Annotated in this window: 27 protein-coding genes; 19 read left to right on the forward strand and 8 right to left on the reverse strand. The window is 56.5% G+C overall.

The annotated features are described in order from the left end of the window. Positions 1-374: 374 nt before the first annotated feature. Positions 375-758 (forward strand): hypothetical protein, encoded by a 384-nt coding sequence (locus tag EXR70_17250; GenBank protein ID MSP40238.1) that lies wholly within the window; start codon positions 375-377, stop codon positions 756-758. Positions 759-974: 216 nt separating this feature from the next. Here EXR70_17250 and EXR70_17255 read toward each other — a convergent pair whose 3' ends face one another. The 3 genes from EXR70_17255 to EXR70_17265 all read right to left on the reverse strand — a co-directional run bounded on the left by EXR70_17255 (position 975) and on the right by EXR70_17265 (position 3535). Beyond that, positions 975-1472 (reverse strand): histidine phosphatase family protein, encoded by a 498-nt coding sequence (locus EXR70_17255; GenBank protein MSP40239.1) that lies wholly within the window; start codon positions 1470-1472, stop codon positions 975-977. A 187-nt stretch (positions 1473-1659) separates the two neighbouring features. Beyond that, the gene (locus tag EXR70_17260) at positions 1660-2370 is read right to left on the reverse strand and encodes a hypothetical protein (protein ID MSP40240.1); all 711 of its coding nucleotides are present in this window, start codon (positions 2368-2370) and stop codon (positions 1660-1662) included. A gap of 67 nt (positions 2371-2437) precedes the next feature. Further along, positions 2438-3535 carry an amidohydrolase gene (locus EXR70_17265; protein ID MSP40241.1) on the reverse strand — a complete coding sequence of 366 codons (1098 nt, stop codon included), beginning with the start codon at positions 3533-3535 and terminating at the stop codon, positions 2438-2440. Between the two features lie 160 nt (positions 3536-3695). Here EXR70_17265 and EXR70_17270 point away from each other — a divergent pair, with 160 nt between their 5' ends. From EXR70_17270 to EXR70_17290, 5 genes are all read left to right on the forward strand, one after another. Beyond that, complete coding sequence (locus EXR70_17270) at positions 3696-4637, forward strand: NAD(P)-dependent oxidoreductase (protein ID MSP40242.1); 942 nt, start codon at positions 3696-3698, stop codon at positions 4635-4637. Positions 4638-4758: 121 nt separating this feature from the next. Further along, positions 4759-5634, forward strand: coding sequence for an oxaloacetate decarboxylase (locus EXR70_17275; protein ID MSP40243.1), 876 nt, complete (start codon positions 4759-4761; stop codon positions 5632-5634). A 2-nt stretch (positions 5635-5636) separates the two neighbouring features. After that, positions 5637-7121: an amidase gene (locus tag EXR70_17280; GenBank protein ID MSP40244.1), complete on the forward strand. Its 1485-nt coding sequence runs from the start codon at positions 5637-5639 to the stop codon at positions 7119-7121. Between the two features lie 158 nt (positions 7122-7279). After that, positions 7280-7606 carry a hypothetical protein gene (locus EXR70_17285; protein ID MSP40245.1) on the forward strand — a complete coding sequence of 109 codons (327 nt, stop codon included), beginning with the start codon at positions 7280-7282 and terminating at the stop codon, positions 7604-7606. A 20-nt stretch (positions 7607-7626) separates the two neighbouring features. Beyond that, positions 7627-9114, forward strand: coding sequence for a carboxylase (locus EXR70_17290; protein ID MSP40246.1), 1488 nt, complete (start codon positions 7627-7629; stop codon positions 9112-9114). On the opposite strand, the gene EXR70_17295 is transcribed toward EXR70_17290, so the two are convergent. Further along, a complete protein-coding gene (locus EXR70_17295; GenBank protein MSP40247.1) occupies positions 9111-9404 on the reverse strand; it encodes a hypothetical protein in 294 nt (97 codons plus the stop codon). The two genes, EXR70_17290 and EXR70_17295, sit on opposite strands and share 4 nt — an antisense overlap. A gap of 215 nt (positions 9405-9619) precedes the next feature. On the opposite strand from EXR70_17295, the gene EXR70_17300 reads away from it, so the two are divergent. Beyond that, positions 9620-10279 carry a DUF2459 domain-containing protein gene (locus EXR70_17300; GenBank protein ID MSP40248.1) on the forward strand — a complete coding sequence of 220 codons (660 nt, stop codon included), beginning with the start codon at positions 9620-9622 and terminating at the stop codon, positions 10277-10279. 166 nt (positions 10280-10445) lie between these two features. Further along, positions 10446-11378, forward strand: a complete 933-nt coding sequence (locus EXR70_17305; GenBank protein MSP40249.1) for a hypothetical protein — start codon at positions 10446-10448, stop codon at positions 11376-11378. Positions 11379-11457: 79 nt separating this feature from the next. Here the strand turns inward: EXR70_17305 and EXR70_17310 are convergent, their stop codons facing one another. Continuing rightward, positions 11458-11874 (reverse strand): hypothetical protein, encoded by a 417-nt coding sequence (locus tag EXR70_17310; GenBank protein MSP40250.1) that lies wholly within the window; start codon positions 11872-11874, stop codon positions 11458-11460. Between the two features lie 162 nt (positions 11875-12036). Between EXR70_17310 and EXR70_17315 the strand changes: the two genes are divergently transcribed. Together EXR70_17315 and EXR70_17320 are read left to right on the forward strand one after the other, a co-directional pair. Then, positions 12037-13179: an amidohydrolase gene (locus tag EXR70_17315; GenBank protein ID MSP40251.1), complete on the forward strand. Its 1143-nt coding sequence runs from the start codon at positions 12037-12039 to the stop codon at positions 13177-13179. Positions 13180-13190: 11 nt separating this feature from the next. Continuing rightward, positions 13191-14156 carry an ABC transporter substrate-binding protein gene (locus EXR70_17320; GenBank protein ID MSP40252.1) on the forward strand — a complete coding sequence of 322 codons (966 nt, stop codon included), beginning with the start codon at positions 13191-13193 and terminating at the stop codon, positions 14154-14156. A 148-nt stretch (positions 14157-14304) separates the two neighbouring features. On the opposite strand, the gene EXR70_17325 is transcribed toward EXR70_17320, so the two are convergent. Then, positions 14305-15345, reverse strand: a complete 1041-nt coding sequence (locus tag EXR70_17325; protein MSP40253.1) for a hypothetical protein — start codon at positions 15343-15345, stop codon at positions 14305-14307. Positions 15346-15583: 238 nt separating this feature from the next. On the opposite strand from EXR70_17325, the gene EXR70_17330 reads away from it, so the two are divergent. From EXR70_17330 to EXR70_17355, 6 genes are all read left to right on the forward strand, one after another. After that, positions 15584-16579 (forward strand): ABC transporter substrate-binding protein, encoded by a 996-nt coding sequence (locus EXR70_17330; GenBank protein MSP40254.1) that lies wholly within the window; start codon positions 15584-15586, stop codon positions 16577-16579. 97 nt (positions 16580-16676) lie between these two features. After that, positions 16677-17048 carry a hypothetical protein gene (locus EXR70_17335; protein MSP40255.1) on the forward strand — a complete coding sequence of 124 codons (372 nt, stop codon included), beginning with the start codon at positions 16677-16679 and terminating at the stop codon, positions 17046-17048. Positions 17049-17172: 124 nt separating this feature from the next. Further along, entirely contained in the window at positions 17173-17637 is a 465-nt protein-coding gene (locus EXR70_17340; GenBank protein ID MSP40256.1) for a glutathione S-transferase family protein, read from the forward strand. Between the two features lie 125 nt (positions 17638-17762). Next, on the forward strand, positions 17763-18755 hold the full coding sequence (locus EXR70_17345; protein ID MSP40257.1) for an ABC transporter substrate-binding protein: 993 nt from the start codon (positions 17763-17765) through the stop codon (positions 18753-18755). Between the two features lie 521 nt (positions 18756-19276). Next, positions 19277-20263 (forward strand): ABC transporter substrate-binding protein, encoded by a 987-nt coding sequence (locus EXR70_17350; GenBank protein MSP40258.1) that lies wholly within the window; start codon positions 19277-19279, stop codon positions 20261-20263. 145 nt (positions 20264-20408) lie between these two features. After that, a complete protein-coding gene (locus EXR70_17355; GenBank protein MSP40259.1) occupies positions 20409-21386 on the forward strand; it encodes a hypothetical protein in 978 nt (325 codons plus the stop codon). A gap of 42 nt (positions 21387-21428) precedes the next feature. On the opposite strand, the gene EXR70_17360 is transcribed toward EXR70_17355, so the two are convergent. Then, positions 21429-21908, reverse strand: coding sequence for a flavin reductase (locus EXR70_17360; GenBank protein MSP40260.1), 480 nt, complete (start codon positions 21906-21908; stop codon positions 21429-21431). Between the two features lie 140 nt (positions 21909-22048). Here EXR70_17360 and EXR70_17365 point away from each other — a divergent pair, with 140 nt between their 5' ends. The 3 genes from EXR70_17365 to recQ all read left to right on the forward strand — a co-directional run bounded on the left by EXR70_17365 (position 22049) and on the right by recQ (position 25416). Then, complete coding sequence (locus EXR70_17365; GenBank protein ID MSP40261.1) at positions 22049-22612, forward strand: hypothetical protein; 564 nt, start codon at positions 22049-22051, stop codon at positions 22610-22612. A 120-nt stretch (positions 22613-22732) separates the two neighbouring features. After that, positions 22733-23443 carry an MBL fold metallo-hydrolase gene (locus EXR70_17370; GenBank protein MSP40262.1) on the forward strand — a complete coding sequence of 237 codons (711 nt, stop codon included), beginning with the start codon at positions 22733-22735 and terminating at the stop codon, positions 23441-23443. Between the two features lie 119 nt (positions 23444-23562). After that, entirely contained in the window at positions 23563-25416 is a 1854-nt protein-coding gene (recQ, locus tag EXR70_17375) for a DNA helicase RecQ (GenBank protein ID MSP40263.1), read from the forward strand. Positions 25417-25518: 102 nt separating this feature from the next. Here recQ and EXR70_17380 read toward each other — a convergent pair whose 3' ends face one another. After that, a complete protein-coding gene (locus EXR70_17380; protein MSP40264.1) occupies positions 25519-26028 on the reverse strand; it encodes a hypothetical protein in 510 nt (169 codons plus the stop codon). Positions 26029-26292: the final 264 nt, after the last annotated feature.

Raw genomic sequence — 26292 nt, forward strand, 5'->3', positions numbered from 1 at the left:
CGCACACACTTGGCCTATATCGAACCAACTCCAACAAGGTGGGGTTCCGCTATGGCCAGGTTTCTAACTTACGACCTCAACCCAACGCACTACCCTGACATAATCGCGTTGCTGTTAACATGACATATTGACGTTGCCACGACACCTTTGCCCGCCACGCCGTCGGACGGCGGAATAACGGCTGAATCCCAGGGATCCGGCCAGGTGGAGTCGGGCACAGAGCCGAAGCCTCCGATGGTAACGGGCAACCCGACCCACCTGCAATCTCGACAAGCTTCCCTATGAGTTCCCACGACTGCGGCACTTTCGCGTCATCGGAACTGGCAGGATCCTTGCGTTTCAGGTCAGGAGCGATGCAACGAGGGAGCTAAACTATGAGCACAGCACTTCTAATTCTCGAACCGACCGACGATGGCATCATCGAAGAATTGTCTAGGAAGGCCATTCGTGACGGCGAACAGCGGCTCATGCTCGCCATGCTGGAAAGCGCTACTGAAGATTTTCAAAAATACATCCTGGCGACGGACAGAAAAGGTAAAGAATTATTTCTGGCAGCCGAAGAATGGATTCTAGCCACCGACGACCCTTCGTTTTTTTCCTTTGAGTGCATCTGCGAACATCTAAATTTCGACCCATGCTATATGCGCAAGGGGCTGATGCGCTGGAAGGAAGCGAAGCTCGACGCGCAACGGAAACAAGCCAGCGATAGCGGCGAGCCTGCGGCAGCTGATTCGGATTGTTTAAAAATGAAAGCATGATGCCGCTGGCAAATGGATAGCAATGTGCCGCCTCAGGCTTGCTCCCCGTTTTCAAGATTCCTTCCCGAGACTCGACTGTAGGAGAATTCAGATCAATCCCGGCACCGCCGCGTGGTCATTGGATCAACTTAATCGCCTTGATCAGCGTCCACTGCGGAATCGTCAGGCCGACCTGCTTTGCCGTTTTCAGGTTCATCCACAGCTCAATGGTTCCGCTTAGTAGCGGAGACGCAACAAAATTGGCGGCCCTTCGCTCTTTGGAATTAACACGAACAAGTTGCCAAAGTCTGTCTCCGGAATCTTGATCTCCGCTGAATGACCCAAGGTCTTGAGCAAAGCCGGAACGCTATTCGAATGACCGACAACCAACACGATGTCCCGGCCATGCTCGCTTCGGAGACGATTAACGAAGGCTTCAATATCGTTGGGCTTAAAACTGACATTGAGTTGCGCGAGGGCCTTCGGTTCAACCCGAAGCGACGTTGCCAGAGGCTCTGCTGTCTTCACTGTACGCTCAAGGTCACTGGTAAAGATTGCGTTGACGCCCGCGTCCTTTAGCAGCGTCGCGAGTAGCACAGCGCGCCGCTGCCCGGCTTCGGAGAGAGGACGGAGATCGGTGCCCTTCGGCGATACAGTTTCACCGTGTCGTACAAGAAAAATCGCCTGCTGAGCCTCGGCTACCAATGTAACAGTAAGCAGTAGCGCGACGACCAGGTTTGATCAGAGAACAGTTTTCTTCATTGCGGACCTCGTTCGTAAGGGTATTATTTGGCACAGACAGAGCAGCTGAGAAAAGTGTTATTTACAGCATAATAGAAATGAGATTCTTCGAGGGGAAAAGTCCAAAATCCGACGTAAGATTGAACTGTATGACGCTAAAATTAAATACTATCCGGGCCACTTAGCCGTAGTTAACGGAAACATAACTAACCGCACTTTCGCACTGGCGCTCAAGGTCCGTGTGGAGCGCAAACACATCTTCCGCCGTGCATTTTCCCCGCCGGCAGGCCAGTGCCAAATCGATCGGTTTGAGACCGAGTCCGGGCGGTTGGACTTGGTGGAGATATTCGACGGCTCGGTCATTGGAATCCATCGCCAAATTATCCCAGCTGTAAATCAGCCGCGCGGCATAAAGAATCGCGCGGATGTAAGGCTTGCGATTTTCCGGCGCCAGTTCTTGCAAGCTATTAAGTTCCGGCAACCTCGGCTTCCAGCTTCTTTCGATACTGCGCAGCAACTCGTCGCGAATCTCTTGCTTCGTTGGCCGGCGAAACTGCGGCTTGTGGCCGTTGAGCAGCGGCACGCCGTGATCCAACATGTCGAGCCGATCCAGGTTCGGCAATCGTCCCCAGCTGCATTCGGGATTGCCCCAGAAGACCGAAAGCTTTCTGCCGTACTCGCCGTCCAAGGTTTTCGCTACAGCGATCCACTCCGCCATCCGCGCCGGCGCTTCTGGACAATTGAGCAGCAGCCCGACATCGATGTCGCTGTAGATGTTGCTGAAGCCGCCATGGGCCAGACTGCCGAGCTTGTAGGCATCGACGAGCGAGGGCCCCAACCGGTTTTCAAAATGCCGCGCTACGGTAGCGACAAAACTTTCGATGTCCGACATTGGCCTACCACGTCCAAAGAGGGCGACCAGCCGGTCGCCCTTACGAAAGATTTAGGAACATACGGCCTTAACTCTCGAGTCCGTACAGGCGGCGTGGATTGCGCACGAGAATTTTTTCCACCAGCGACTGCGACAAATCTTCTCGGCCACCGACGGTCTCGACTAACTTTTCCTCGGCGGACGGATCGTTGTGGCCGTAATCGGAGCCGATCACGATATGATCTTCGCCGATGCACTTCGCCAGATACGGAATATCCTCGTCCGCTTCGCAGGCGATGAACAGATTGTAATCGCGAAACAGCTCGGTGCTGTTTTTAAATTTCGGCCGGTCTTTGAATAGACGGCGCAGCAGATGAATCATGAACGGCGCCCAACCCGCCGATGCTTCGATGAAGCCGAAGCGCAGTCCGGGGAATTTTTCTGGAATCCGGTTCGCCACCAAGTCGCGAAAGGCGAAGATCGGCAGCGCCCGGCCATGGGCGAAGGTGTGATTGCGCGCATGTTCGAAGTACGGCAGCATCCACGGCGCACCCGAACCGGTGTGAATCGTGATCGCCATGTCGAGCTTGGCGGCTTGCTCGTAGACCGGATGAAAGTAAGGATGATCGATGGTCTTGTCGCCTTCGATGCCGCGAAAGAAAATGCCGACGGCGCCGAGTTCTTTGGCGCGTTTCATTTCTTTGAGCGATTCCGGGATCGAGCGCAACGGCAACACCGCGACGAATTTCAATCTGCCATTGGATTTGCCACAGGCTTCGCCGAGCCAGCTGTTGTAAGCCTTGCTGAGCGCCGTATCCAATTCAGGATCGTCGGTGATGTAAACCAAAAACAGCGTCGGATAGATCACCTGAACATCGACGCCGAGCCGGTCCATGTCTTTGATGCGCGCGCCGACATCGGAAATCTCCCGGCTCGAGATCGCGATATCGCCGCGCACGCTCTCGGCCTTTTGCGCCGACGGCGTGACTAAACGGTAACTGCCCTTGCCCGCCGGCTTGGGGAAAATATTGCCGTCGATCAACCACAGCGCATTGCGATCGCCGAACCAAGTGTCATCGGGCAAACCGACCAACACCGGCCGGCGCGGCGCCATTTTCTCATCGATCAATTTCCACATCGCCTCCGGTTCGGCGATATGTGTATCGGCATCGACTACACCTTTCATGCTTCACTCCTTACTTATGACCAGACAATTTTCCAATGGTATACATTGCCAAGATTATGCTTTGCAATCGGCGCACGGAATTGCCGGTGTCGGAAATGCTGGACATTCACATAGGCTTTGAAGTAAGTGAAAGAGACATTATCACGACAAAGGAGCGATTATGGGAACGACATTGATTACCGGACTGGGCTTGGTCGGCACTTCGTATGTGCAGAATGCGCTCAAGCGCGGCGAGGGCGTGGTCTTCTACGACTTCGCGCCGCGAAAAGATTTTCTCGCGCATAAACTCGGCGGCGCCAATGTCACCGTCGTCCAGCGCGATATCCGCGACCTGCCGGCGCTGATCGAAACGATACAAAAACATAAATGCGACACCGTGATCCACACCGCCGGCCTGATCGGCGGCAAGGTCGGCAACCCGATCTATACCGGCTTGCAAATCAACGTCATGGGCACGATCAACGTCGCCGAAGCCGTGCGTTTGACCGGCGTCAAGCGCTTGGTGCAGATCAGCACCTTCGGCGTCTACGACCGGCGCCAAGGAGAACCGACGCCGATCGGCGAAGATTTTCGCCGCGGCCCCGGCGAAGCTTATGGCAATTCGAAAGTCGCCAAGGAACTGATGGTCGAAGCGTATCAGCGCATGTACGGCTTCGAGCTGATCGTCCTGCGCTTGGCCAATGTCTACGGCGTCGGCCACTTCGCCGGCGGCTCGGGCGGCGGCGAGATGGTGCAGAACATGCTGCAAACCGGCATCAAAGGCGGCGTGGTAAAAATCGCCCAGGAAGTCGCCCGCGATTTTGAATATGTTTATTACAAAGATCTTGGACGCGCCCTCGACAAAGCGGTCACCACGCCGCTCAAAGAACCGGTGACCATGAACATCGGCACCGGCGTGGTCATCAAGTTCGACGACCTGGTCGCCACCGCCGAGAAACTCTTGCCCAATTTACAGGTCGAAATCATGCCCGGCGTCAAACCGCGCTCGGCCAAACAACCGATGGTGATCGAGAAAGCCAAACAGGTGCTCGGCTGGTCGCCCGACTACGACATCGTCGCCGGCTTCAAAGATTATATCGAGGAATTGAAAGCCTTGGGCTAAATCGACCACAGGCTCCTGCACTGATGATCGTCTTAGCGTAAGCGAAGGATCTCACCTTCGGTCGAGATTCTTCGCTTGCGCCAAAGAATGATACCTGACTATTGTCAAGCCAAGGTGCCCCATGACTCCACGTCAAACCCTCAAACAACTATTGAAACGGAACCAACTCCTCGTCGCTCCCGGCTGCTTCGACGGATTGTCGGCGCGTTTGGTGCAAGAAGCCGGCTTCGAAGCAGCGTATCTCAGCGGCGGCGCGGTGGCGCGCAGCATGGGCATTCCCGACATCGGGTTAGTCACTATGTCGGAAAACATCGAGCGCGCCGCCCAAGTCGTGTCCGTGCTCAAGCTGCCGATCATCGCTGACGCCGACACCGGCTACGGCAACGCGGTCAATCTGGTGCGCACCGTGCGTGAGTTCGAGCGCGCCGGCGTGGCGGCGATTCATATCGAAGATCAGATCACGCCCAAACGGTGCGGCCATTTGGACGGCAAAGAAGTGATCTCCCTCGGCGACATGCTGCAGAAACTCCAAGCGGCTTTGACAGCGCGCACGGATCCCGACTTCTGCATCATCGCCCGCACCGACGCGCGGGGCGTCAATGGATTTGACGACGCCATCGCGCGCGGCCAAGCTTTCGCCAAACTCGGCGTCGATGCGATTTTCGTCGAAGCGCCGCAATCGGAAGAAGAGCTGGCGGAAATTCCCCGGCGCATTCCCAACATTCCGTTGCTGGTAAACGTCTTCAAAGGCGGCAAGACGCCGATGCTGCCGATGGCGCGACTGGAAAAAATGGGCTATCGCATCGCCATCTATCCATCGGAAACTCAACGCGCGGCGATCTACGCCATGCGCACCGCGCTCAGCACGCTCAAACGCGAAGGTACGACGGAGTCGATTGACGCGGCGCTGACGACTTTCAAAGAGCGCGACAAAGTCGTCGACTTGGACGGCTGGCAAAAGCTCGAAAAGAATTTTCTGGCAGTGGAGGAGAAATAATCATGGCCTTTAACCTTGTTGAAACCACCATCGAACAAGTTCACGCGGCTTATAGATCCCGCGAGCTCAGCTGCCGCCAGCTGGTGCAAATGTATCTCGACCGCATCGACGCCTTCGACAAAAACGGTCCGACGATCAACGCGATCATCTCGCTCAATCCCGATGCGCTTAAGGAAGCCGACCGCCTCGACGCCGCTTTGAAAACTTCCGGCTTCGTCGGCCCGCTGCACGGCATCCCGATCATCATGAAAGATCAAGGCGACGCCACGCCAATGCCGACAACGCTCGGTTCGCTCTTGTTCAAAGATTATTATCCCGACCGCGACGCCTTCGTGGTCGACAAATTGAAAAAAGCCGGCGCGATTATTTTAGCCAAGGCGACACTTGGAGAACTCGGCGGCGGCGATACTCACGGCTCGCTATTCGGCTCGACGAAAAACCCCTATGACCTCGAACGCACCGCTGGCGGTTCTTCCGGCGGCTCGGGCGCCAGCGTGTCGGCGAATTTCTGCACCGTCGCCGTCGGCCAAGAAGGCTTCGCGTCGATCCGCAGGCCGTCGACCTGGAATGGTGTCACCGGCATGCGTCCCACCGCCGGTTTGGTCAGCCGAGCCGGAGTCTATGCTGGCTGGCCCTCAGTAAACGGCTCCCTCGGACCGATGGCCCGATCGGTGACGGATTTAGCTAAGCTGCTCGACGTTATGGTCGGCTACGATCCCGACGATCCAGTGACGGCTCGCGGTGTTGGCAATGTTCCCGACAGCTTCACAAAATTTCTCGACAAGAGCGGACTCAAGGGCGCGCGTATCGGTATTCTGCGCGAGTCCATGGGCTACGATGCCGAGCCGGGCTCGGAGGATTTTAACAAAATCACCGAAGTGTTCGACAGAGCGGTGGCGGAATTAAAAGCCGCCGGCGCGGAAATCGTCGATCCGATCTTGATTCCCAACTTGAAAACCTTACTCGCCAAACGCGCCGGCAGCTTCACCGACGAAGAAGAAGGCTTTCGCAACTTCCTCGGTCGGAGCAAGAAGCAGCCCTATCAATCCCGCGCCGAAGCGATGCAGTCTGCCGATTTCCCCAAAGTTTTCAAAGCCGCGCGCGAACGCTGGGCACGCGATCCCAAACCGGAAGCGCACTATGAATATTTGAAAGCCAAAGAAGAGTTGATGACCAACCTGCTCACGGTCATGGCCGAGAATAAACTCGACGCCATCGTGCACAAGTCGGTGGAACATCAGCCGACCTTAATCAAAGACGGCATCAACCCGCCCTACGTCGATCAAAAAGGCGCGCCGCATATCAACACGTTTCTAGTCTACGTACCGTCAGTCGTCGTTCCCGCCGGCTTCACGCGCGACAACCTGCCCGCCGGCATAACTTTCCTCGGCCGGCCTTACGACGACGCCAAGATGATCCAGTTTGCCTACGCCTATGAACAGGCGACCCAACATCGCAAACCGCCGGCGAGTGTGACGCCCCTGTGAGTGAACGGCGAGATAAAATTGTGCGGGACGTTTCACCACGAAGGCACGAAGGTCCGGACGCTTAAGGTTCCGAACTTGGCGTCCCTTCGGCGTAGCTCAGGACATGCTTTGCGCCTTTGCGAGAGGTAATTCCGAATCCGAAATTATTGGAGACATCCATGCAACTGTACCGACTTTACGCCGGCGCCGATGGGCAATCTCACTTCGAGCCGCTGGACAGCGCTAAAGCAAACTACTTCAACGATACCAAACCGGCCACCAGCCATTTATTTCGCGACGATTTTGCGCCCCACATCGTCAACTTCCACCGCGCGCCCAGACGACGCTGGGTGGTCACTCTTCAAGGCAGCGTAAAAATCGCCATCGGCGACGGTAGTCATATGACCTTTCATCCCGGCGATATATTTCTCGCCGAAGACACCACCGGCCAAGGCCACACGGCGACGCCGACCGATTGGGTAAGGCTCTACGTCAATTTGGATTAACCACGAACTAACACTCGCCAATGACCGCACCGAATCAATCCAAACAAATTCATTTCGTCGACACCACGCTGCGCGACGGCCAACTGAGCCTGTGGGCGTCGAACATGACGACCGGCATGATGTTGCCGGTGGCGGAGCGGCTCGACCGCGCCGGCTTCGAGGCCATCGAGATCATGTCGTCGGCTTTTTACAAAAAGTGCGTGCGCGATTTAAAAGACGATCCTTGGCAGCGCATTCGCTTGCTCGCGCAGCGCATGCGGCGAACTCCGTTGCGTTCGATCCGCAGCCGTTCGATGCTGGCGTTTCAATTGACCGCTCCGGCCATCGCCGACCTTTGGCTCGAACGGCTCGCTGCCAACGGCATCACCGAGCTGCGCACTTCCGATCCGTCGAACACGCCGGAGTATTGGCGCTACGCGGTGGACGGCGCCAAACGCGCCGGGCTGAAAACCATACTCAACATTATTTATTCGGTCTCGCCCAAACACACCGATGAATATTTTATCCAACGCAGCCGCGAAGCGGCCAAGCTCGATGTCGCGCGCCTATGCTTCAAAGACCCCGGCGGATTGCTGACGCCGGAGACCACGCGCCGCTTGGTGCCGTTGATTCTGCGCGAGGCCAAAGACAAGCCGGTGGAATTTCACACCCACTGCAACACCGGCCTTGGGGCGATCTGCTGCCTCGAAGCGATCGAGGCCGGTATCACCTCTATCAACACCGCGATCCCGCCATTGGCCGACGCTTCGTCCAATCCATCGCTGTTCAACGTCGCCATGAACGCCCGTGCCCTAGGTCATCAAACGATCATCGACGAGGAGTTGCTCAAGCCGGTGCAAACTCACTTTGCCCAGATCGCCAAGCAAGAAAACCTACCGGTGGGGAAAGCGCTGGAATACGACGCCAGCCATCCGCTCCATCAGGTGCCGGGCGGGATGATTTCCAATTTTCGTTTTCAGCTCGGCAATCTTGGCAAACTCGACCAGTTGCCGCGGGTGCTCGAAGAAGTGTCGCGCGTGCGCGCCGAGTTCGGCTATCCGATCATGGTAACGCCCTACTCACAATTTTTCGGCGTCCAAGCGGCGATCAACGTCATGGTCGGCGAGCGCTACAAAGAAGTTACCGACGAAGTGCTCTTCTACGCTTTGGGTTTTTGGGGCGAAGAGGAAGCGGAATCGATCGATGCCAACTTAAAAGACCGACTGCTCGCCAGTCCGCGCGCAAAAGAACTCGCCAAGTGGACGGTCCCAGAAATGTCGTTGAACGAGTTTCGGGAAAAGTTTGGCGGCGCGAGCGTCAGCGACGACGACAAGCTGTTGAACTTTTTCGCCGGTGAGCCGGCATTGGCAGCGATGAAATCGACGCCCGCGACGCTCGATTATGCGCGGCCCGCGACGCCGATTGTCGCACTGATCGAGGAACTGGCAAAAAGAAAGAATAACTCGATGGTTTACATCAAGCGTGAAAATTTCACGCTCAGGATGGAACGGCGGCTAAAGACAGATTAATTACGCGACAGCGTGGCGACTGCCAGAATGGCATCCGTCGCTGACTGGCGGCCGCTCGGTTCGACGCGCGGCAACTTCACGATGACATCGCTAGCGCTATCGTCCGAGGTCTCGGCGCAGCTGCTATTTTCTTCCGGGAACAAGCGGGCTTCCGAGTCACTGGTGATCAAGCGCGCCGCCGCCAAACCACATTGCGCGGCGAAATCCACAACTTCCGCCGTCACCAGACCAGCATTGGCAGGAACAACCGTTAACGCAATAAAAATGGCGGCAAGTGACAAAGCTTTCATCGGTATACCCTCAATTTCCAGATCAACCACCAACGCTTATGCGCAAGCGCCATGCCGTCGGAGCGTATCGCTTGAGTAACCACTCCAAGCCGCATTGGAACCATTCGGCGCAGCCCTTGGCCTCGGCTAATTACTAAATTTGCTACCCGTTGCCCACTTCTGTATTCACTTAGCGGTTGCTTGATTTGACCCAGGATCGCGAGGTAGGCGAAAACATGACAGGACGATACCACCGGCTCTTACGCTGGATGACTTTCATGTTCAGCCTGAGTCTCTCACTCGGCGGCTTGGCGCTGGCAGCCGACTGGTCTTGCGTTGCCAACCAGCCAGCGTGTCAGACGGTAACGATCGTTCACGATGGCTGGCACGCCGCCATCGTCTTGCGCCGCGGCGATGTTTTAAGTGGCGCTCCGCCGGAGTTGGCTGACTTCCCCGAGGCCGAGTTTGTCGAGTTCAGCTGGGGCGACCGAAATTATTTCCCCAATCCCAACTCCGGCGTATTGGCGGCATTGCGCGCAGCGTTTTGGTCCGGCGGCAGCATTCTCCATCTAGTCGGATTCAGCGACACGATCGAAAAATTCTACCCCGGCGCCAAGATGACCGAGCTACGCTTGAATGATAATAGCTATCGCCGATTAGTTACGTTCATTTCGCAGACCTTCGCTCGTCCGCGGGCCGACATTCGCGCCAACGCCAGTCCTGGACTATTTGCCTACAGCCGATTCTATCCAGCCCATTCACATTTCAGCATTCTCAGAACCTGCAACAGCTGGGTTGCCGAAGCCCTCGCCGCAGCGGGCGCGCCAGTGTCGCCGCGCTGGGTGATTACATCGGGCAATCTTGCCGACGAGCTAGAAGCGCTCAGTAAACCCTAAGCGATCTATCGCGTTGCGCTCGAAACCAAGAACATGCAAACTGTCGTTGCAAGTGTTGCCATCGTTCTGAATAAACATGAATTCATCGCACCAACATCGCCTCGCCGGAATTGTCAGTTTTCTACTGATGCTTTTGATCGCAGCATGTCGGCCGACGCCAAGTCCAATGCCAGCGCCGGCGCCGCTGGAGAAGAGCGATGGACTCAAGCCGGAACCGCCGATTGAAATCGCCAAACTTCCCGATGACAAATCCCCAAGCCTTCCGCCAATAAAACCGGCGATTCCGCGAACTCTTCCCGAGTCGCTCATCGGCGCCCCGGAAAAAGAGTCAGCGTCGCGCCGCCTCGAATACAACACTTTGCTGAGCAGCCGGACGATCGATCCGGTGGTCCGTTCAGGCTGGAACTATCGCCGCACCAGCGCCGGTGCCATCGTCGGTTTTGAATTTTCCAATCATGGCGGCAACCGCATCCTACCAACGCGACGCGACGTCGTGAAAAATCAGTTTTTCACTCGCGATTTTCAGTTTCGCTTCGATGAGCGGGCGCGCCAGGACATTCATTTGCTGGTCACCGATTGGGTGCCGTCCCGCGATCGGCAGTTTCGTTTGAGCGAATTGATGCAAAGCTTATTCTATTTTTTCCCACGCAGTTTTTTGCCCGCCATCGTCAACGACACCGAGAGAAATTTAATCACCTTGCCGACCGGCGAAGAAGTCGAGTTCGATGCGAGATCTCATGAAATCGTCGGCGGCGGGCTGTCGGAAGCGCCGGTGGATTTGAACCCGGATCGGAGCGCGCGCCAATTTCCCGCCGTTGAATATCGCGGCAAAGGCGTCGTCGTGCGCGCTAACGCCCGCGGCAGCGATCCGCGCTTGAGCGGCATGGCGACGATCACTAGCGGCATGCCAACGAACAACTGCGAAAAGGGGATCGGCTGCAACCGATGCCAACTACCGGTGCGCGAACTCTGGGATCAAAGCGGCGCGCTGCGCTTCAAGTTCGCCGGCGATCAAGAATTCGATAAATTTCTGCTGGCGCGCTGTCAGTTCGGATTGCCGAAAAATGACACAGGCTACGCTTTGACGCTTGCGAAGTAGGGGCGGGTCGCGACACGCCCGTCTTTTCCACCCCTAGATTAACGCCTGCGCGGGAATGACGGACAGGAAATGTTGGCAACTATTTTTTCTCTGGAGTTGAACGGGTAATTTTCGGATCGACACCGGCGGGCAAGCACCAAAAGGTATATTCGTAATAGAGCTGCGTGGTCCTGGCGCCGCCGATTTCGGCGCCGGTGGAAAGCGTCGCGCCGATGCCGGCGGCGACCATGGATTGCGACACCGGTTCGTTGGGATAGACGGCGGTGAGAGTGTCGTAACTTTTCTTATGTTCAGTGCGCAGTGCGGCGACGCATTCTTGGCGTAATTCCAGCGCGTTGAGTAAATCCCACTTATCGACGTTACCCTCGGGCGCGAGACCGCGCGGTTTACCTTCGACCCGGCGCGTCACCCAGCTATGTTTCCACAGCAGCCAGGCGGCTTGCGCTCCATCGGCGCAGAGCAATGTTAAAGCGATCGCAGCGGCAACGATTTTCATCTTTCCTCCGACCCATGGCGAGACGCCAGACGTTCTTTCAGTATAACATAACCAGCTTCGGCTCGGCGGAAAAGGTCGATGCGGTGAATTATTGTGGTTGCAATTGGCGCCAATCCTGAATAGGAAATTGTTAACCTCGGATAGTCAGCCAAAGGAGCAAATATGTCGAACCCATTAGTGATCGATGCCGACGGACATTGTTATGAACCCGATAACGACCTGGCGAAGTGGATGCCCAAGGAACTTGCCAGCCAGGCGCCCAATCGCGTCAGCGATAGTTCCGGTTACAACCACTTGATGATCGAGGGACGGCTGAGTAGCCGGCGGCGTTGGGGCGGCGGCACCGATCGTGGAGAAGTTTTCGCGTCGCATATCGAACGGAGCCGGCCGGGCATGACCGATCCGCTCAAACGGCTGCCCGACATGGATGAAGAAGGCATCGACGTGGCGATTATTTTCGGTACCTCGATTGCGTTGAGCGTCAACGGCATGGCAAACAAACCCTTGGCGGCGGCGATCTGTCACGCCGTCAACCGTTGGTTAGCTGAAGAATATCTCGTCCCCGACCCCAAGCGTTTGAAAGGCGTCGGCCTGATTCCCGTGCAAGATCCTCAGTTAGCGATGAAAGAGTTGGAATACATCGCCCAGCAAAAAGCCGTTGTCAGCGCCATGCTGCCGACCAATGTCTACGGCATCAATCTCGGTCATCGCATGTTCGATCCGGTCTACGCCGCGGCCCAGGAGATGAACATCCCACTTTCAGTCCATCCGCAAACCGAACATGACGGCCAGTACGGCGTCTGGGGCGTCATGGGCGCCGGCAGCGAGCGCATGGAAAAATACAGCTACGTGCACATGACTTCGTTCCCGTTCGAATTGATGATCGCCCTCATGCACATGATCGGCGAAGGCGTCTTCGATCGCTATCCCAAACTCAAAGTCGGTTTCATGGAAGGCGCCTGCGGTTGGCTGCCCTTCTGGTCCGAACGCATGGACGAGCACTTTTACAAACTGCGGCCGCAGTGGCCGCTGTGCAAACGCAAGCCGTCGGAAATCGTCCGGAGCGGCCAAGTGAGCTTCACCTGCGAGCCGGAAGAAACCATCCTGCCCTATGTGCTCGATGACATCGGCATCACTCAAGTGATGTACGCCTCGGATTACCGCCATTGGGATTCCGAATTTCCCGACTCAGTGAAACAAGTCAAAAAAATTCCCGGCATGACCGACGACAAACTACGTCATGTGTTAGGCGAGAACGCGCGCAAGTGGTTCAATCTAAGTGACGACGAATTACCGGTGCGTTAGGTCGAAGCAAGATGAAAATTCGGCTCATGATAATGCTCGGCGCCATCGTCCTGGCGTCGAGCGCCCCAGCGACCGTCCATGCACAAGACAAGGTCATCATTTCCTATTCGAGCCGAGACTTTTCTTTTCTCCCCGGCCATGTGGCGGTGACTAAAGGATTCTTCCGCGACGAAGGGCTTGAACCGATCATGGTGCAGATGCGGCCGCCGATCGCGGCGCCGGCGCTGATGAACGGCGAGATTCATTACACCACGACCTTCGGGAGTATTTTGAACGCGATCATGCAGGGCATTCCCGCGCGCATGCTCGCCGTGATCACGGAAAAGTCGCCCTACTACATCGTCGCCCGCCCAGGGATCAAAAGCGTCGCCGAACTGCGCGGCAAAAAAATCGGCGCCCAGCAACGCGGCTTGTCCGACCGCGTCATGGCCGAGTCGATTCTCGAAGCCAAGGGGGTCGATTTGAAAGACGTCCAGTTCGTCAACATCAGCGGCGACCTGCCGGTGCGCATGAGCGTCCTCACCAGCGGCTTGGTCGACGCGGTCTGCTTGCTGCCGCCGGGACCGGTGCTGCTGGAAAAAGATGGCTATCGGATCATCGCCGGCCCCAACGATGTAAAACTTGGCGTGCCCACCGTCGGTCTCACCGCGACAAACCAGCGGCTGGCGGAAAAACGCACGGAAGTCAAAAAAGTTTTGCGCGCGATGGTCCGCGGCCTGCGCTTCGTGCGCGAGCGGCGCGACGAGACGATCTCGATCATGGCTCAGTGGCTCAGTCAGAAGCCGGACATCGCCACGCGCTCCTATGACTTGATCATCGCCGGTTACAGCCAAGACGGCGCCACCAGCGACGCCACCTGGCAAGCGCTCATCGACAGCCGCGTCCAAACCGTCGGCCTGCCGCGGCCGAGTTCCCTCGATCAAGTCCGCGACTTCACCGTCCTGCGCGAAGTGCAAAAGGAATTGAAGCTGCACTGAATAAGAATTAATTCTCGCAAAGACGCCAAGTTCGGAAAAAATTAATTTCTTATCTTTGCGCCTTCGCGCCCCTTCGACGTTGCTCAGGGCATGCTTTGCGAGAGATAATCCGACTCCGAAACTCATGCCTCATGCCTGTTGCCTTCCTCTAATCCTCCACCACCTGCACCGCCGCTTCGACGCCATTCTTTTTTAATATCTCCACATACTCGCGCTGGATCGCGGCATCTTCGTCGGCCATCGGGATCATCGTCCAGGACGGATTACGGAAGCGGTCATGGCTGTACTTCGGACTATCGCCGCGCATGGCGAAATGGCGCATGTTGCCTTTGCCGGTGTTGAAGTGGCCATGCCACATGAGATCGTCCGGTGAGTAGACCGTGCCGACTTTGAAATCGAAGCGCTGGCGCTCCTCCCCGTCTTTCCATAAAACCACGTAGCCTTCGCCTTGAGTGATGATGATCACCGCTCCCGGACCATGACGGTGAAAGGTGCTACGGCACCCAGGAGGAAACTCCGACACGTGACAGCCGTAAGTCGTGTCCGCCAAGGTGTAACGCATATGCTTGACGTTCTTGCCCTTCATCGGAAAGTCGTCGAGGGGAAAATGGTTGACGTCGGGAACCAGATTGGTCTCCCAGTAACGGTCGGTGACATGCTTGTTGTAGCGCAGAAACTCGTCACCCTCGTGAAAGCGATCGGTGAAATTGAACGGATTGCGAAAAATAAAATCCTCGTTGTGAAAAATATTGATCATCGCCGGGCAAGTGGTGCCGACGAACAGACGGATCGGCTCGCTGCCCGTACCGTTGTAGTGAATATAGGTGGAGTTCAGCGGGATCGCGAAGATCGCTCCCGGCCCCCACTCGAAGGTCACCTTGGATTTTTCGTCCTGCCACACCGATGTCGCGCCGCGCCCCTTGGCGACGTAAACGATCTCCTCAAATAAATGGCGCTGCGGTAAGGTCTGGCGGCTCGGCGGAATCTCCAAAACGTAGGCATCGGTGCGCTGCTGAGTCGAGAGATTGAGATAGCAGCCAGGCACGCCCATGCGTTCCCAGTGAGCTAACTCCAAACTCGTCACGTCATTGACTACGTTGCCCCTGACGATGGGAATGCCTTCCTTCTGTAACAACAGATCGTAAGGCGTCGGTCCGAAGTCGAGATGTTCGCGAAAAGGTAAAAGCATAGTTGGTTCTCCTCTGACTATTTCTAAATCACAAGCGCGCTTGGGAGACAACGTTGGCAGGATATTTTTAACCGGTGAGTTAGCATTCCGTCACCCCGGTGAAAACCCGGGTCCATCCTCATCCCGACAACCTGGATACCGTTTTCCACCGGTATGACGGAACGCAACTTGTGCTTGACGGCTGGATAAGTCTGCCGTATTTTGCGCGCAACTCATATATTCTATCCACGAAGCTAATATGGCTAAAAAACATCTACTTCCGATCCTGCTCGGCTTACTGATATCTTGGTCGCCACCAATCGTTCACGCCGCTGAAACTCTGCGCGCGGCCAGCGGCGGTTTTACCACGGCGATTCATGCCGTGCTTTGGGGCGCCTACGAACAAAAACTCTTTCGCAAGTACGGCCCCGATGTCGAATACTTGGCTTTGAACAGCGGGCGGCTAGGCATGCAGATGATGCTGTCGGATGATGTCCAAGTGCTGTTTTCCACCGGCGTCACGGCGGTGACGACCAATTTATCGGGCGGCAACTTAGCGATCATCGCCGGCGGCCTGAATTTTTTTCCGAATAAACTGATCGTCCGGCCGGAGATCAAACGGGCGGCGGATCTAAAAACGAAGGTGCTTGCCGTCGGCGGTTTCGGCGCCGCCAATCATACGGCGCTGTTAGTGTCGTTGGAAAAGCTCGGCGTCAATGTTAAGGACGTGACCATCATCCAAATCGCCGGCGCCGCGGCGCAGTTGGGCGCGCTGGTCAAAGGCGTGATCCACGGACTGATGTTCAACGAACCCCAGGCGAGCATCGCGATCAAGAAGTTCGGTATGCAGTCGCTGCTCGACATGAGCGAGATCAAGACGCCGTTCCCGCAGAACTCGTTTATCGTCAAGAGAAACTATCTTGAAAGCAACCGCGACAAAGTCGTCGGCATCATGAAAGCGGTGACCGAATCGATTTATATGCTCAAGCGCGACCGTCCGCTCGCCATCCGGCTGATCAAGAAATACATTCGCGTCAACGACGAAGAAGCCGGCATCGGCTACGACTATTACTTGGCCAAACATGCCGAAGGCATTCTCGAACTGCCCGACCGCCGCGGTCTTCAATTCGTCATCGACGACATCGCCAAGACCAATCCCAAAGCCGTCGGTCAAACACCCGAGTCGCTGAAAGTTCTCGAACCGTCGGTGCTGGATGAAATCAAGAAGAGCGGATTTGTCGAGAAAGTGAGATAGGCGTGAGTCACCCCCACCTCTTTCCTCCCCCGCAACGCGGGGGAGGATGAAGGAGGGGGGATTGCCTACTGGCCATTGCCTCCCCTATATTCGCCGAATGAAAGACAATCTCCGCACCGGCCTCGCGCGCACCCAGAGCTACGTCACGACCATCGAGATGCGCGCGCGTCAGTTGGAAAACGATGTTTTCTCGACGCCGTCGATGATCAGCTTGATGGAGCGGACCTGCACGGATCTCACCGAGCCATACTTGAACGACAACGAGCAAACCGTGGGCACACATGTCGACGTGCGACACCTGGCGCCGACCAAGATCGGCCAGAGCGTCAATGTCAGCGCGGAAATCATCGAAGTCAAAGGCAACAAGATTCGTTACGCGCTGTCGGCGAGCAACGACAACGCTGTCAAGATCGGCGACGGCACGCATTGGCGCGCGGTTATCAATACCGATAATTTTGCGATTGAATAACGGCGGGTTCTAGCCACGGAGGTGATGCATGAAACTGTTCACGTACCAACCCTGACCCTACGCCCACAGGACAAGGATTGTCCTGGCCGAAAAAAACATTTCCTATGAGAGCATCGAATGCGACTTGAAGAACAAGTCCAAGGAGCTGCTCGAGCGAAATCCCTACGGCAAAGTCCCGGTATTGGAAGATGGCGACGCGGTGATCTACGAGTCGGCGGTCATCGATGAATATCTCGAAGACAAATATCCCCAGATACCGCTCATGCCGAAAGCTCCCTACCAACGCGCCCAGGCGCGCATCTGGATCGACTACTGCAACACCCGCTTGCAGCGCGCCGGCGGTTTCATTTCACATGAGTACAAGGTCGAGCAATCGAAAGCCGAAGTGAAAGAATATTTGCAGACTCTCGATCTCCAAATGGCCAATCGAGAATACATCGCCGGCGATTATTCACTGGCCGACATTACGTTCATCCCGTTCTTCACCAGATTGGAACGCTATCAATCGAGCATTGGCGACGATCTGCCAAGTGTAAAATCGTGGATGACGCGGCTGCTCGGCCGGCCGGCGGTGCGAAGCACGTTATAGGGCGCGGCAAACGACTGAACGCACGCTAGCGATCCGAGGTAGGGGCTGGTCGTGACCCGCCCTCGGATGGATACCGGCCTGCGCCGGTATGACATAAATAACCGAGATTCGAACGGAGACATATCGTGATGAGAATTCCCTTTAGACTTTTGCCTCTATTCCTAATGCTTGCGGCACCAATGGAATCTCCCCACGCCGCCGCGCCGCTCACAAAAGTCCTGCTCACCACCGGCTCGGTGAGCGAACGGGAGGCGGCGGTTTACGTCGCTCAAGAACTGGGCTACTTCCGTAAATATGGCCTGGAGGTCCAGTTCATCCAAGCGCGCAACGGGCCGGTCGGCATGGCCGCGCTAAGCTCCGGCGAGTCACAATTTCATTGGGGGTCGGTGTCGGGCGCCAATCTTGGCGCCATCGCCGAAGGCGCCGATATCGTATTCGTCGCCGGCTTCATCAATCGCCTCACCGGCATGTTCATCGCCCAGCCGAAAATCAAAAACCCCGGCGAGCTGCGCGGCAAGAGCGTCGGCGTCAACAGCCTCAGCGGCGGCGGTTGGATTTTTTCCATGCTGACTCTGGACCATTGGGGGCTTCAGCCGGAGCGCGACAAGATTCAGTTCCGATCCCTCGGCGATCAAACCGTCATGGTGCAAGGATTCATGGCCGGTATCGTCGACGCGGTGTTGGTCGGCTACGCCCATGGAAAAAATTTGCAGAACAATGGCTACAGCGTGCTCGCCGACGTCGAGAAGCTGCCAATCGCCTACCAAGGCTCGGGGCTGATGTCGCGGCGCAACTTCATGCGCAGTCAACCGGCGGTGGCGGAAAATGTCTTTCGCGGTTTGCTCGACGCCGTGAACTTTATCCGCAACCCGGCCAACAAGCCGGAAGTGATCCGCGCCCTCGCCAAGGGCATGCGCTTGCGCAAACTAGAAGATGCCGAGGAAGGTTATCAAAGCCTGCCGACGCTTTATGACAAGAAGATCTATCCAAGCGTCGACGGCATTCGCAACGTCATTCGTTTATTGGGTACGACCAATGAAAAAATTCGCCGGCTCAAAGCGGAAGAGCTGATCGAAGACAGTGTGCTGAGAAAATTGGAGAAGGAAGGCCGATTCTAAAACCAACCGCGGGTCATTCGTTAGCGCTGCATATTGACGCGCAAGCCGATTTCCGACACCGCCGCCGCGGTATCGGCGGACAAAGAAGCAGTCTTCTCGAAATTGGGATTGATCAAGGTCAATCCGAGCAACACCAACATGACAAATCCTAACGCTAACAGTGGTTTTGTCGTCTCATTCATAAATCGCCTCCCAACCCGTCTGGACACGATCTGATAAACTTCACAAAATCCATAATCCATTTGACGCTGAGCCCGTCCCTTCGTTTACGCTTGGCGCCGGACCCCGCGCTGCTTCCTTCAGCTAACCGGATAAAGACGCAAGCATCGTGCCTCGGAGAAATGCCAGTAAAACCGGCGATCGCAATGGATCTTGCGCGGCTTCTTGGTAATGCCAAACCGCAATAACCGGCCACAATTGTGCGCTGAAGACAAATCTGGCCCGCATTCGGTTGCGAATTTAGCGCTTGACCGGCGCGCCTCACCTACCCTATTTTAGCCGCATACCAACCGAGGTGAGCGATGTTTGGATTTAACATTTTGCCAATTCCCCTACGAACGCTAATTCTCCCGACGATTCTGCTGAGCGCCGTCACCAGCGGCGCATTGGCGCAGAGCCGCAACACCCGGCCGCTGCGCGTCGCCTACCTGAGCACGACGGTCACCATGGCGCCGGTTTGGATGGCCAAAGAGACCGGCGCCTTCGCCAAGGAAGGGTTGGACATCGAAGTTCTCTCCATGAACTCCAGCAGCGCGATCCCAGCGCTTATCGCCAACGAGGTCGACATCGTGGAAGTCTCCGCCGCGCCCGTGCTCACGGCCGCGTTGCGCGGCATCGACGTGACATTCATCGCTGGTCTGTTGAACACCATGATTTGGGATTTTTACGTACGTCCGGAAATCAAGAGCGCCGAGCAGCTCCGAGGCAAAATAATCGGCACCGATCGTCCGGCAACGCCGGTGGCTTACGGCACCCTGGTGGCGCTAAAAAAGCTTGGCTTGACTGCGAAGGATGTCCAGCTCCGTCCGCTCGGCAGCAGCCCGCAGATTGTCGCGGCGTTCTACGCTAACCAAATCGTCGGCGGCGTGGGCTCGCCGCCGGCCAGCTTCAAGATGGAGCGGGATGGATTTCATTCTCTAGTGAGCTTGATCGCCGAGCCCTATCAAAATGTCGGTTTGGTCGCGCGCAAAGGCCGTATCGAAGAGCTAAGTCCGCGCCTGGTCCAGCTCCTGCGCGCCGTGCGCAGCGGCATCGACCGTTTCTACGCCGATAAACCCTTCACCGTGAAAGTCATCGGCAAATATTCAAAGGAAACCGACCCCGATGTGCTCGACCGCAGTTATGAGTTCTTCAAGAAAGCCGGCTTCCGCCGCGAGCTGGTGACTTCAGAGCCGGGGCTGCAAGGGATTCTCGATTTTCTTAGCGAATCGATCCCCGAAGCGAAAACTGCCAAACCGTCGCAGTTCTTCGACGACCGCATCGTGCGCCAGGTGAATGCTGGAAAATAATGTGGACCGCATGAATCCGAAAGTCTCCCTTTGTAAAGGGAGATTTAGAGGAATTTTCGCGCGGCGCTTGACGGCGAAAACCCTCACAGGATATGTTTGCGGGCAAGTAACAAAACGAATCGGACTTTCATTTCGGAGGTAGCTCATGTCAGCTAACGATAACGGTAAAAACGCCCTTCATCTCGCGACTCATTCCGGTTGGTACCGCTTCGAGCGCCGAGGTGAGAATTGGCAACAGGTCGATCGCGCACTCACCTTTTGGCAGATGAGTTGTCTTCAAGTAGATCCCGATAATCCCAAGAGAGTATACGCCGGCACTGAGCACTCCGGCATGTTCGTCACCAACGATGGCGGCAAGGACTGGAGCCGCGCGGAACCTAACGTGCCGATTTTGGAAATGTCGGCGCTGTTGGCGCTCTCGGGAAAACTCCTCGTCGGGACTCGGCCGGCAGCGCTTTACATCAGCTCGGAAGGCAACGGCTGGCAGGAAGTCAAAGGCGTGCGCCAAGGCGCCTTTGGCGGCACCTTCCCGCCGAATCCCGACCTCGCGCCACGCACCCGCGTGCTTACCCAGGAGAGCAACGCGAACGGTCGGCTCTACGCCGGCATCGAAGTCGGCGGTATTCTGGTCAGCGACGATGACGGCGAGAACTGGACTAGGTGCAACGACGGTCTCACCGACCCGGATATGCACCAAATCCTCCCCGCAAAACAGAGACCCGGATTGGTAGTCGCAGCCTGCGGCGAAGGAGTTTCCCGCAGCACCGACCGCGGCTCGCACTGGCAAGAAGTTACGCCGCCGGGCGGGCGCACTTACGGCAACGCCTTGGCCGAAGACGATAACGGCAATATTTATTTGGGCATCACCCAGGACCGGCCGCGAACATGGACACGCGCGGGCCGGGCGCACACGGCGATTTTCAAATCCAGCGACGGCGCCAATTGGCAATTGTTGACCGAAAAAATGAGCGGCGGCGTGATGGACATTTGTCCTGGCGTCGATGGCAACGGCGTGCTGATTTCAACCGCCGACGGCGAAGTGGTCAGTGTCGATCCAGCAGGCGAAACGCGCACGCTGATTAGCGGCCTGCCGTGCATCTCGGCGCTGGCGCTCGGGGCGTAATCCGCGCGGTAATTCTGCTGTAGGGGCGACCGGCGGTCGCCCTTACGAAGCCGGCAGTCTTTGATATTTGCCTTTGAAGAAAACCAGCGGCCGGTCGCCGTTGGCGGCGACGTTGAGAATCTCGCCGACGACAATCGTGTGATCGCCACCGTCGTAACAGTCGGTGATTTTGCATTCCACCGATCCGAGCACGCCGTCGAGCACCGCCGCGCCGTTGCTGCCGGCTTGCCATTTTAAGTCGGCGAATTTATCGACGCCCTTGGTGGCGAAGCGTTTGGAGATTTCTTCTTGATCTTCGGCCAAGTAATTGACCGTGTAGCCGTTACCAGGCTCGAAACAAGCGTAACAAGTAGCCTTCTTGTCGACGCTGATGATCACCAACGGCGGATCGAGAGACAACGACATGAAGGCGTTGGCGGTCAAGCCTTGCGGCGCGCCTTCTTTGTCTTGGGTCGTGATGACGGTGACGCCAGTGACGAAATGGCCCATCACCCGGCGGAGTTCTTGCGCATCAATTGCCATGATTACTCGCGATCTAAGTTGGATTTCATCAACAGGTAGCAGAGCCGCCGCGGCACTGTCAATCGACTTGTGCGGCAAACTCGCCCTGGACGGCGCACCGGCTAAAATGATAAACAGATAACCAATCGAGGAGGAAAACCATGGCTGTACAAGAACAGAAAGCAGAAAGCTCGTTAGATCGATACATCGCCGAAGTGCGCGCGGTTTGGGGCGACGGCAAGGACCCGCAGCTGCCCTTCAACGTCGCCGCCGCGATGGAAAAACTTTTCGCGTCGACGAAACCTGAAGATCCGTGGATGGCGGAAATTATCCGTGACGGCAAACCTTCCCGTGAACTCTATCGTGACGCCGAGCATGGATTCATCCAAATGGGCCACGTGCACAAGCAAGGCCACGGCAACGCACCGCACGATCACGGTCCCTGCTGGGTGGTCTACGGCGGTTACAGCGGCTTGACGGAAATCACCAAGTACAAACGCACCGACGACGGTTCGGAGCCGGGCAAATGCCAATTGGCGAAAGACCGCCTCGACACGCTGACGCCCGGCACGGTGGTGCCCTACCTGCGCGGCGACATTCACTCGACCAACGCTGTCCAAGGCCCAGGCGTGGTGTTTCGTTTTCTCAGCTACAATTTAGATAAGATCGACCGCAGCCGCTACAACCAAGAAAAAGGCACGGTCATACCGGTGCCGGCGCGCTAAATCGCCATTCAATTCACAGCGTTTCGGAATCGGATAATTAACCGCAAAGAACGCTGAGAACGCAAAATAATTCGTAAAACGGTGTAGGGGCAAGGCGTGCCTTGCCCTTCCAGTTCCACTATGAGCGATGCAGAAATCCACTTCGAACAAATCCGCTCCAGCGGCTGCTTGTCCTACCTGCTCGGCTGCGCCAAAGAAAAAGTTTGCCTGGTCATCGACCCGGAGATCGACAAGACCGACGATTACGTTGGCTTAGCCGAATTCCTCGGTTCGAAACTTCTCTACGCTATCGACACGCACACCCACGCCGATCACAACTCCGCCTGCAAGCTCATGCGCGAACGCTACGGCGTGCAGGTCGTCATGCAGCGCGCCAGCGATGCCCCCTATGTCGATATCAGAGTGGACGACGGCGACGAAATCAAGTTTGGCCAATGCGCCTTGAAAGTGCTCTACACCCCAGGCCACACCCAGGATGCCATGTGCCTGCTATTCGACGATCGCATCTTCACCGGTGACACCCTACTGATCGGCGGCTGCGGCCGAACCGATTTACCCGGCGGCAGTGCCGAGCAGCAATGGCACAGCCTGCGACGCTTGGAAGCAATGGGAAGCGATATTCGCGTCTACCCCGGCCACGATTATCGCGAAGCGGTTTCCACCCTCGGCGACGAGAAGCAAAAGAACCCGCGCCTGACGCTGGCGTCCAAGGATGAGTTCATCCAATTCATGACCTCGCGCCACCCGCCGCTGCCAAGAAAAATCCAAGAAGCCCTCGAATGGAACCGCACGCCAATCTACCGCCAACGCGGTTCCGGCGAAGGGATATAGAAATTTTCCTTGTCGTTCGAACCGTCCCTTTCCCCTGCTGCACAGAACCAAACAGCGCAGCGCAGACATTGACTCACGGCGCTCCATGATGCACTAATTTGCTTCGTGGATCGCAACCCATGAGCCCGGCAAAATCCTATTCCACTACCGACATCATCGCCACCGTAAAACGTTACTGGGGCTACGATGAGCTGCGGCCGCAGCAAGAACAGGCGATCCGCGCCGGCTTGGAACATCGCGACTCCCTGGTGGTCTTGCCGACGGGCGGCGGCAAATCGCTGTGCTATCAAGTACCGGCCGAGTTGGCGCACCGCACCGATATCGTGGTCTCGCCGCTGATCTCGCTGATGAAGGATCAAGTCGACGGCCTGCGCGAGTGCGGCTATCCCGCGGCCGCGCTCTACAGCGGCATGGAGCCGCACCAGATTCATGAAACCGAAGAGCAGTTTGTCGCCGGACGCTATCGTTTGCTGTTCATCGCGCCGGAGCGGCTGCTAGCGCCGCGATTTTTAGAGCTTGCCGAGCGCGCCAAGATTCGCGCCTTCGCCATCGACGAAGCCCACTGCATCAGCCACTGGGGACATGATTTCAGACCTGAGTATCGCCGCCTGGCGGAATTGAAAACCCGCTTTCCCAAAGCCAGCATCCACGCTTACACCGCGACCGCGACCGAGCGCGTGCGCACCGACATCGCCCAGCAATTGAAATTACAAAATCCGGCCGTGCTTGTCGGCACCTTCGACCGTGCGAACCTGGTCTATCGAATTATCCCGCGTATCGACGCCCGCGCCCAAGCGCTGGAAATTCTCCGCCGCCATGCGAAACAGGCCGCCATCGTCTACTGCATCAGCCGCAACGACACCGAATCGATGGCCAACTGGCTCCAGTCCAACGGCCTACGCGCCGCCCACTATCACGCCGGCATGGAAGCCGACGACCGGCGCCGTACCCAAGACGACTTTGCTTCCGAAGCGCTTGATGTCGTCGCCGCGACGGTGGCCTTCGGCATGGGTATCGACCGCAGCGACGTGCGCTGCGTGATTCACGCGGCGATGCCCAAGTCGATTGAGCACTACCAACAAGAAACCGGCCGCGCGGGGCGCGACGGCTTGGAAGCGGAATGCGTGCTGCTCTACTCCGCCGCCGACGTGATGCGCTGGGAATCGCTAATCGAAAAAAGTTCGCTGGACGCTAAAGAACCCGCCGACATCATCGCCGCCGCGCGCGAGTTGCTGGAACACATGCGTCATCTGTGCAGCGGCCTTCACTGCCGCCACAAAATGCTCAGCGAATATTTTGGCCAGAAATATACCCAGCCAAACTGTGAAGCATGCGACGTGTGCTTAAATGAAGTGGAAGGATTGGCCGACGCCACGGTCACCGCGCAAAAAATTCTTTCCTGCGTCGCCCGCGCCGGCGAACGCTTCGGCGGCGAACATATTATCGACGTGCTGCTCGGCGCCAACACCGAACGCGTGCGCCGCTGGGGTCATGAAAAGTTGACGACCTACGCGATCTTGAAAGGCACCAACCGCAAATCGCTCACCAACATGCTCTACCAATTGATCGACGCCGGCTTGCTCCAACGCAGCACCGACGAGCGCCCGGTGCTCCAACTCAACGAATCATCCTGGGAAGTCTTGCGCGGCCACCACCCCGTGCGCCTCGTGCAGCCCAAAGTAAAAGTACAAAAGACCCGTTACGACGAAAAGTCCTGGGACGGCGTCGACGAAGGTTTGTTCGAATACTTGCGCAACCTGCGCCGCGAAATCGCCAGCCAAAGAAACGTGCCAGCCTACGTAGTCTTCAGCGACGCCACGCTCCGCGACATGGCGAGAGTCAGACCAAGCTCAGCACTCGCACTACGCGGCGTGCGCGGCGTAGGCGAGAAAAAAATGGCCGACATCGGTCAGCGCTTTCTCGACGAGATCGTGAATTATTGCCGGGAGAATCGGTTGGAGTTGGATGTGTGAGACGATATCAAGCGCACCAGCGAACACAACAAATTAAACATCTGAAGAAATATACACTGGAACAGAAAAATTGATATTATGCCCCAAATTCCTGCAGGTCTTTCACGAATGTAATGCTGCCCTAATCTCCCTTAAGGCTTGTTCGTGGTTGCGATGATGACCATCAATTCTGGTGGTTTTATCGAGTATTTCGATCGCCTTCATCGCGTATCCTTGCCAAAACTTATCATCGCGCTGCCTCAAGCAAAACGCTAGAGCATAATAAGAGAACGGGAAAGTGGGAAACTTCGCGATTACTTCTTGGAACTTCGCAAGCGCCACAGAATCACAAGAGTATTGAGAACGAACGTTGTCGGTGGTGTACGCGCCTTCCAGCACGCGAGATATCCCTGTTTCTTCCTTTAAACCATGACCTGCAGTGCCCGTCGTTCCGATGAAGTTTAGCTTGGAAATCTCTGTGTATTGCCGGATTACATCTAATTCCTGCCGTTGCAAATCTACTTCCTGTGCGAGCTTAGCAAGGGCCGCTTCTGTCTCTATCTGTGGAAATTTCCGAGTGGCTGCTTTCCTAAAAGGATTGAGCAGTCTCTGAAGTGACTCGTTGCCTTTCACGAGAGCCTCCATTTGAGAGCTAAGCCGTGTCCCCTGTTCACTAAAGGCCCTTCTGAGATCAGATGTCTCCCGCCGGGCCACAGCTAACTGCTGAGACTCTGCGGAAGGGACGATAGGAGCTATTATCGAAAAGAGTGGAAATAGAAAATAGGTGGCATACCCTTTCGATACGATCAAAACGAAAGGCTGCCTGTTGAAGCAGGCAGAGAAAGGATACGCCGATGAAAGAGAAACACATTGATAGAAATGAATCAAAGGAAATTT

The sequence above is a fragment of the Deltaproteobacteria bacterium genome (assembly GCA_009692615.1).
Classification (GTDB): Bacteria; Desulfobacterota; Binatia; order UBA9968; family UBA9968; genus DP-20.

What these genes read in the sequence shown, in the direction of transcription:
- EXR70_17250 (MSP40238.1), top strand. Translation starts at nt 375, where the DNA reads ATGAGCACAGCACTTCTAATTCTCGAACCGACCGACGATGGCATCATC.
- EXR70_17260 (MSP40240.1), bottom strand. Translation starts at nt 2,370, where the DNA reads ATGTCGGACATCGAAAGTTTTGTCGCTACCGTAGCGCGGCATTTTGAA.
- EXR70_17265 (MSP40241.1), bottom strand. Translation starts at nt 3,535, where the DNA reads ATGAAAGGTGTAGTCGATGCCGATACACATATCGCCGAACCGGAGGCG.
- EXR70_17270 (MSP40242.1), top strand. Translation starts at nt 3,696, where the DNA reads ATGGGAACGACATTGATTACCGGACTGGGCTTGGTCGGCACTTCGTAT.
- EXR70_17275 (MSP40243.1), top strand. Translation starts at nt 4,759, where the DNA reads ATGACTCCACGTCAAACCCTCAAACAACTATTGAAACGGAACCAACTC.
- EXR70_17280 (MSP40244.1), top strand. Translation starts at nt 5,637, where the DNA reads ATGGCCTTTAACCTTGTTGAAACCACCATCGAACAAGTTCACGCGGCT.
- EXR70_17285 (MSP40245.1), top strand. Translation starts at nt 7,280, where the DNA reads ATGCAACTGTACCGACTTTACGCCGGCGCCGATGGGCAATCTCACTTC.
- EXR70_17290 (MSP40246.1), top strand. Translation starts at nt 7,627, where the DNA reads ATGACCGCACCGAATCAATCCAAACAAATTCATTTCGTCGACACCACG.
- EXR70_17295 (MSP40247.1), bottom strand. Translation starts at nt 9,404, where the DNA reads ATGAAAGCTTTGTCACTTGCCGCCATTTTTATTGCGTTAACGGTTGTT.
- EXR70_17300 (MSP40248.1), top strand. Translation starts at nt 9,620, where the DNA reads ATGACAGGACGATACCACCGGCTCTTACGCTGGATGACTTTCATGTTC.
- EXR70_17305 (MSP40249.1), top strand. Translation starts at nt 10,446, where the DNA reads ATGCCAGCGCCGGCGCCGCTGGAGAAGAGCGATGGACTCAAGCCGGAA.
- EXR70_17310 (MSP40250.1), bottom strand. Translation starts at nt 11,874, where the DNA reads ATGAAAATCGTTGCCGCTGCGATCGCTTTAACATTGCTCTGCGCCGAT.
- EXR70_17315 (MSP40251.1), top strand. Translation starts at nt 12,037, where the DNA reads ATGTCGAACCCATTAGTGATCGATGCCGACGGACATTGTTATGAACCC.
- EXR70_17320 (MSP40252.1), top strand. Translation starts at nt 13,191, where the DNA reads ATGAAAATTCGGCTCATGATAATGCTCGGCGCCATCGTCCTGGCGTCG.
- EXR70_17325 (MSP40253.1), bottom strand. Translation starts at nt 15,345, where the DNA reads ATGCTTTTACCTTTTCGCGAACATCTCGACTTCGGACCGACGCCTTAC.
- EXR70_17330 (MSP40254.1), top strand. Translation starts at nt 15,584, where the DNA reads ATGGCTAAAAAACATCTACTTCCGATCCTGCTCGGCTTACTGATATCT.
- EXR70_17335 (MSP40255.1), top strand. Translation starts at nt 16,677, where the DNA reads ATGAAAGACAATCTCCGCACCGGCCTCGCGCGCACCCAGAGCTACGTC.
- EXR70_17350 (MSP40258.1), top strand. Translation starts at nt 19,277, where the DNA reads ATGTTTGGATTTAACATTTTGCCAATTCCCCTACGAACGCTAATTCTC.
- EXR70_17355 (MSP40259.1), top strand. Translation starts at nt 20,409, where the DNA reads ATGTCAGCTAACGATAACGGTAAAAACGCCCTTCATCTCGCGACTCAT.
- EXR70_17360 (MSP40260.1), bottom strand. Translation starts at nt 21,908, where the DNA reads ATGGCAATTGATGCGCAAGAACTCCGCCGGGTGATGGGCCATTTCGTC.
- EXR70_17365 (MSP40261.1), top strand. Translation starts at nt 22,049, where the DNA reads ATGGCTGTACAAGAACAGAAAGCAGAAAGCTCGTTAGATCGATACATC.
- EXR70_17370 (MSP40262.1), top strand. Translation starts at nt 22,733, where the DNA reads ATGAGCGATGCAGAAATCCACTTCGAACAAATCCGCTCCAGCGGCTGC.
- recQ (MSP40263.1), top strand. Translation starts at nt 23,563, where the DNA reads ATGAGCCCGGCAAAATCCTATTCCACTACCGACATCATCGCCACCGTA.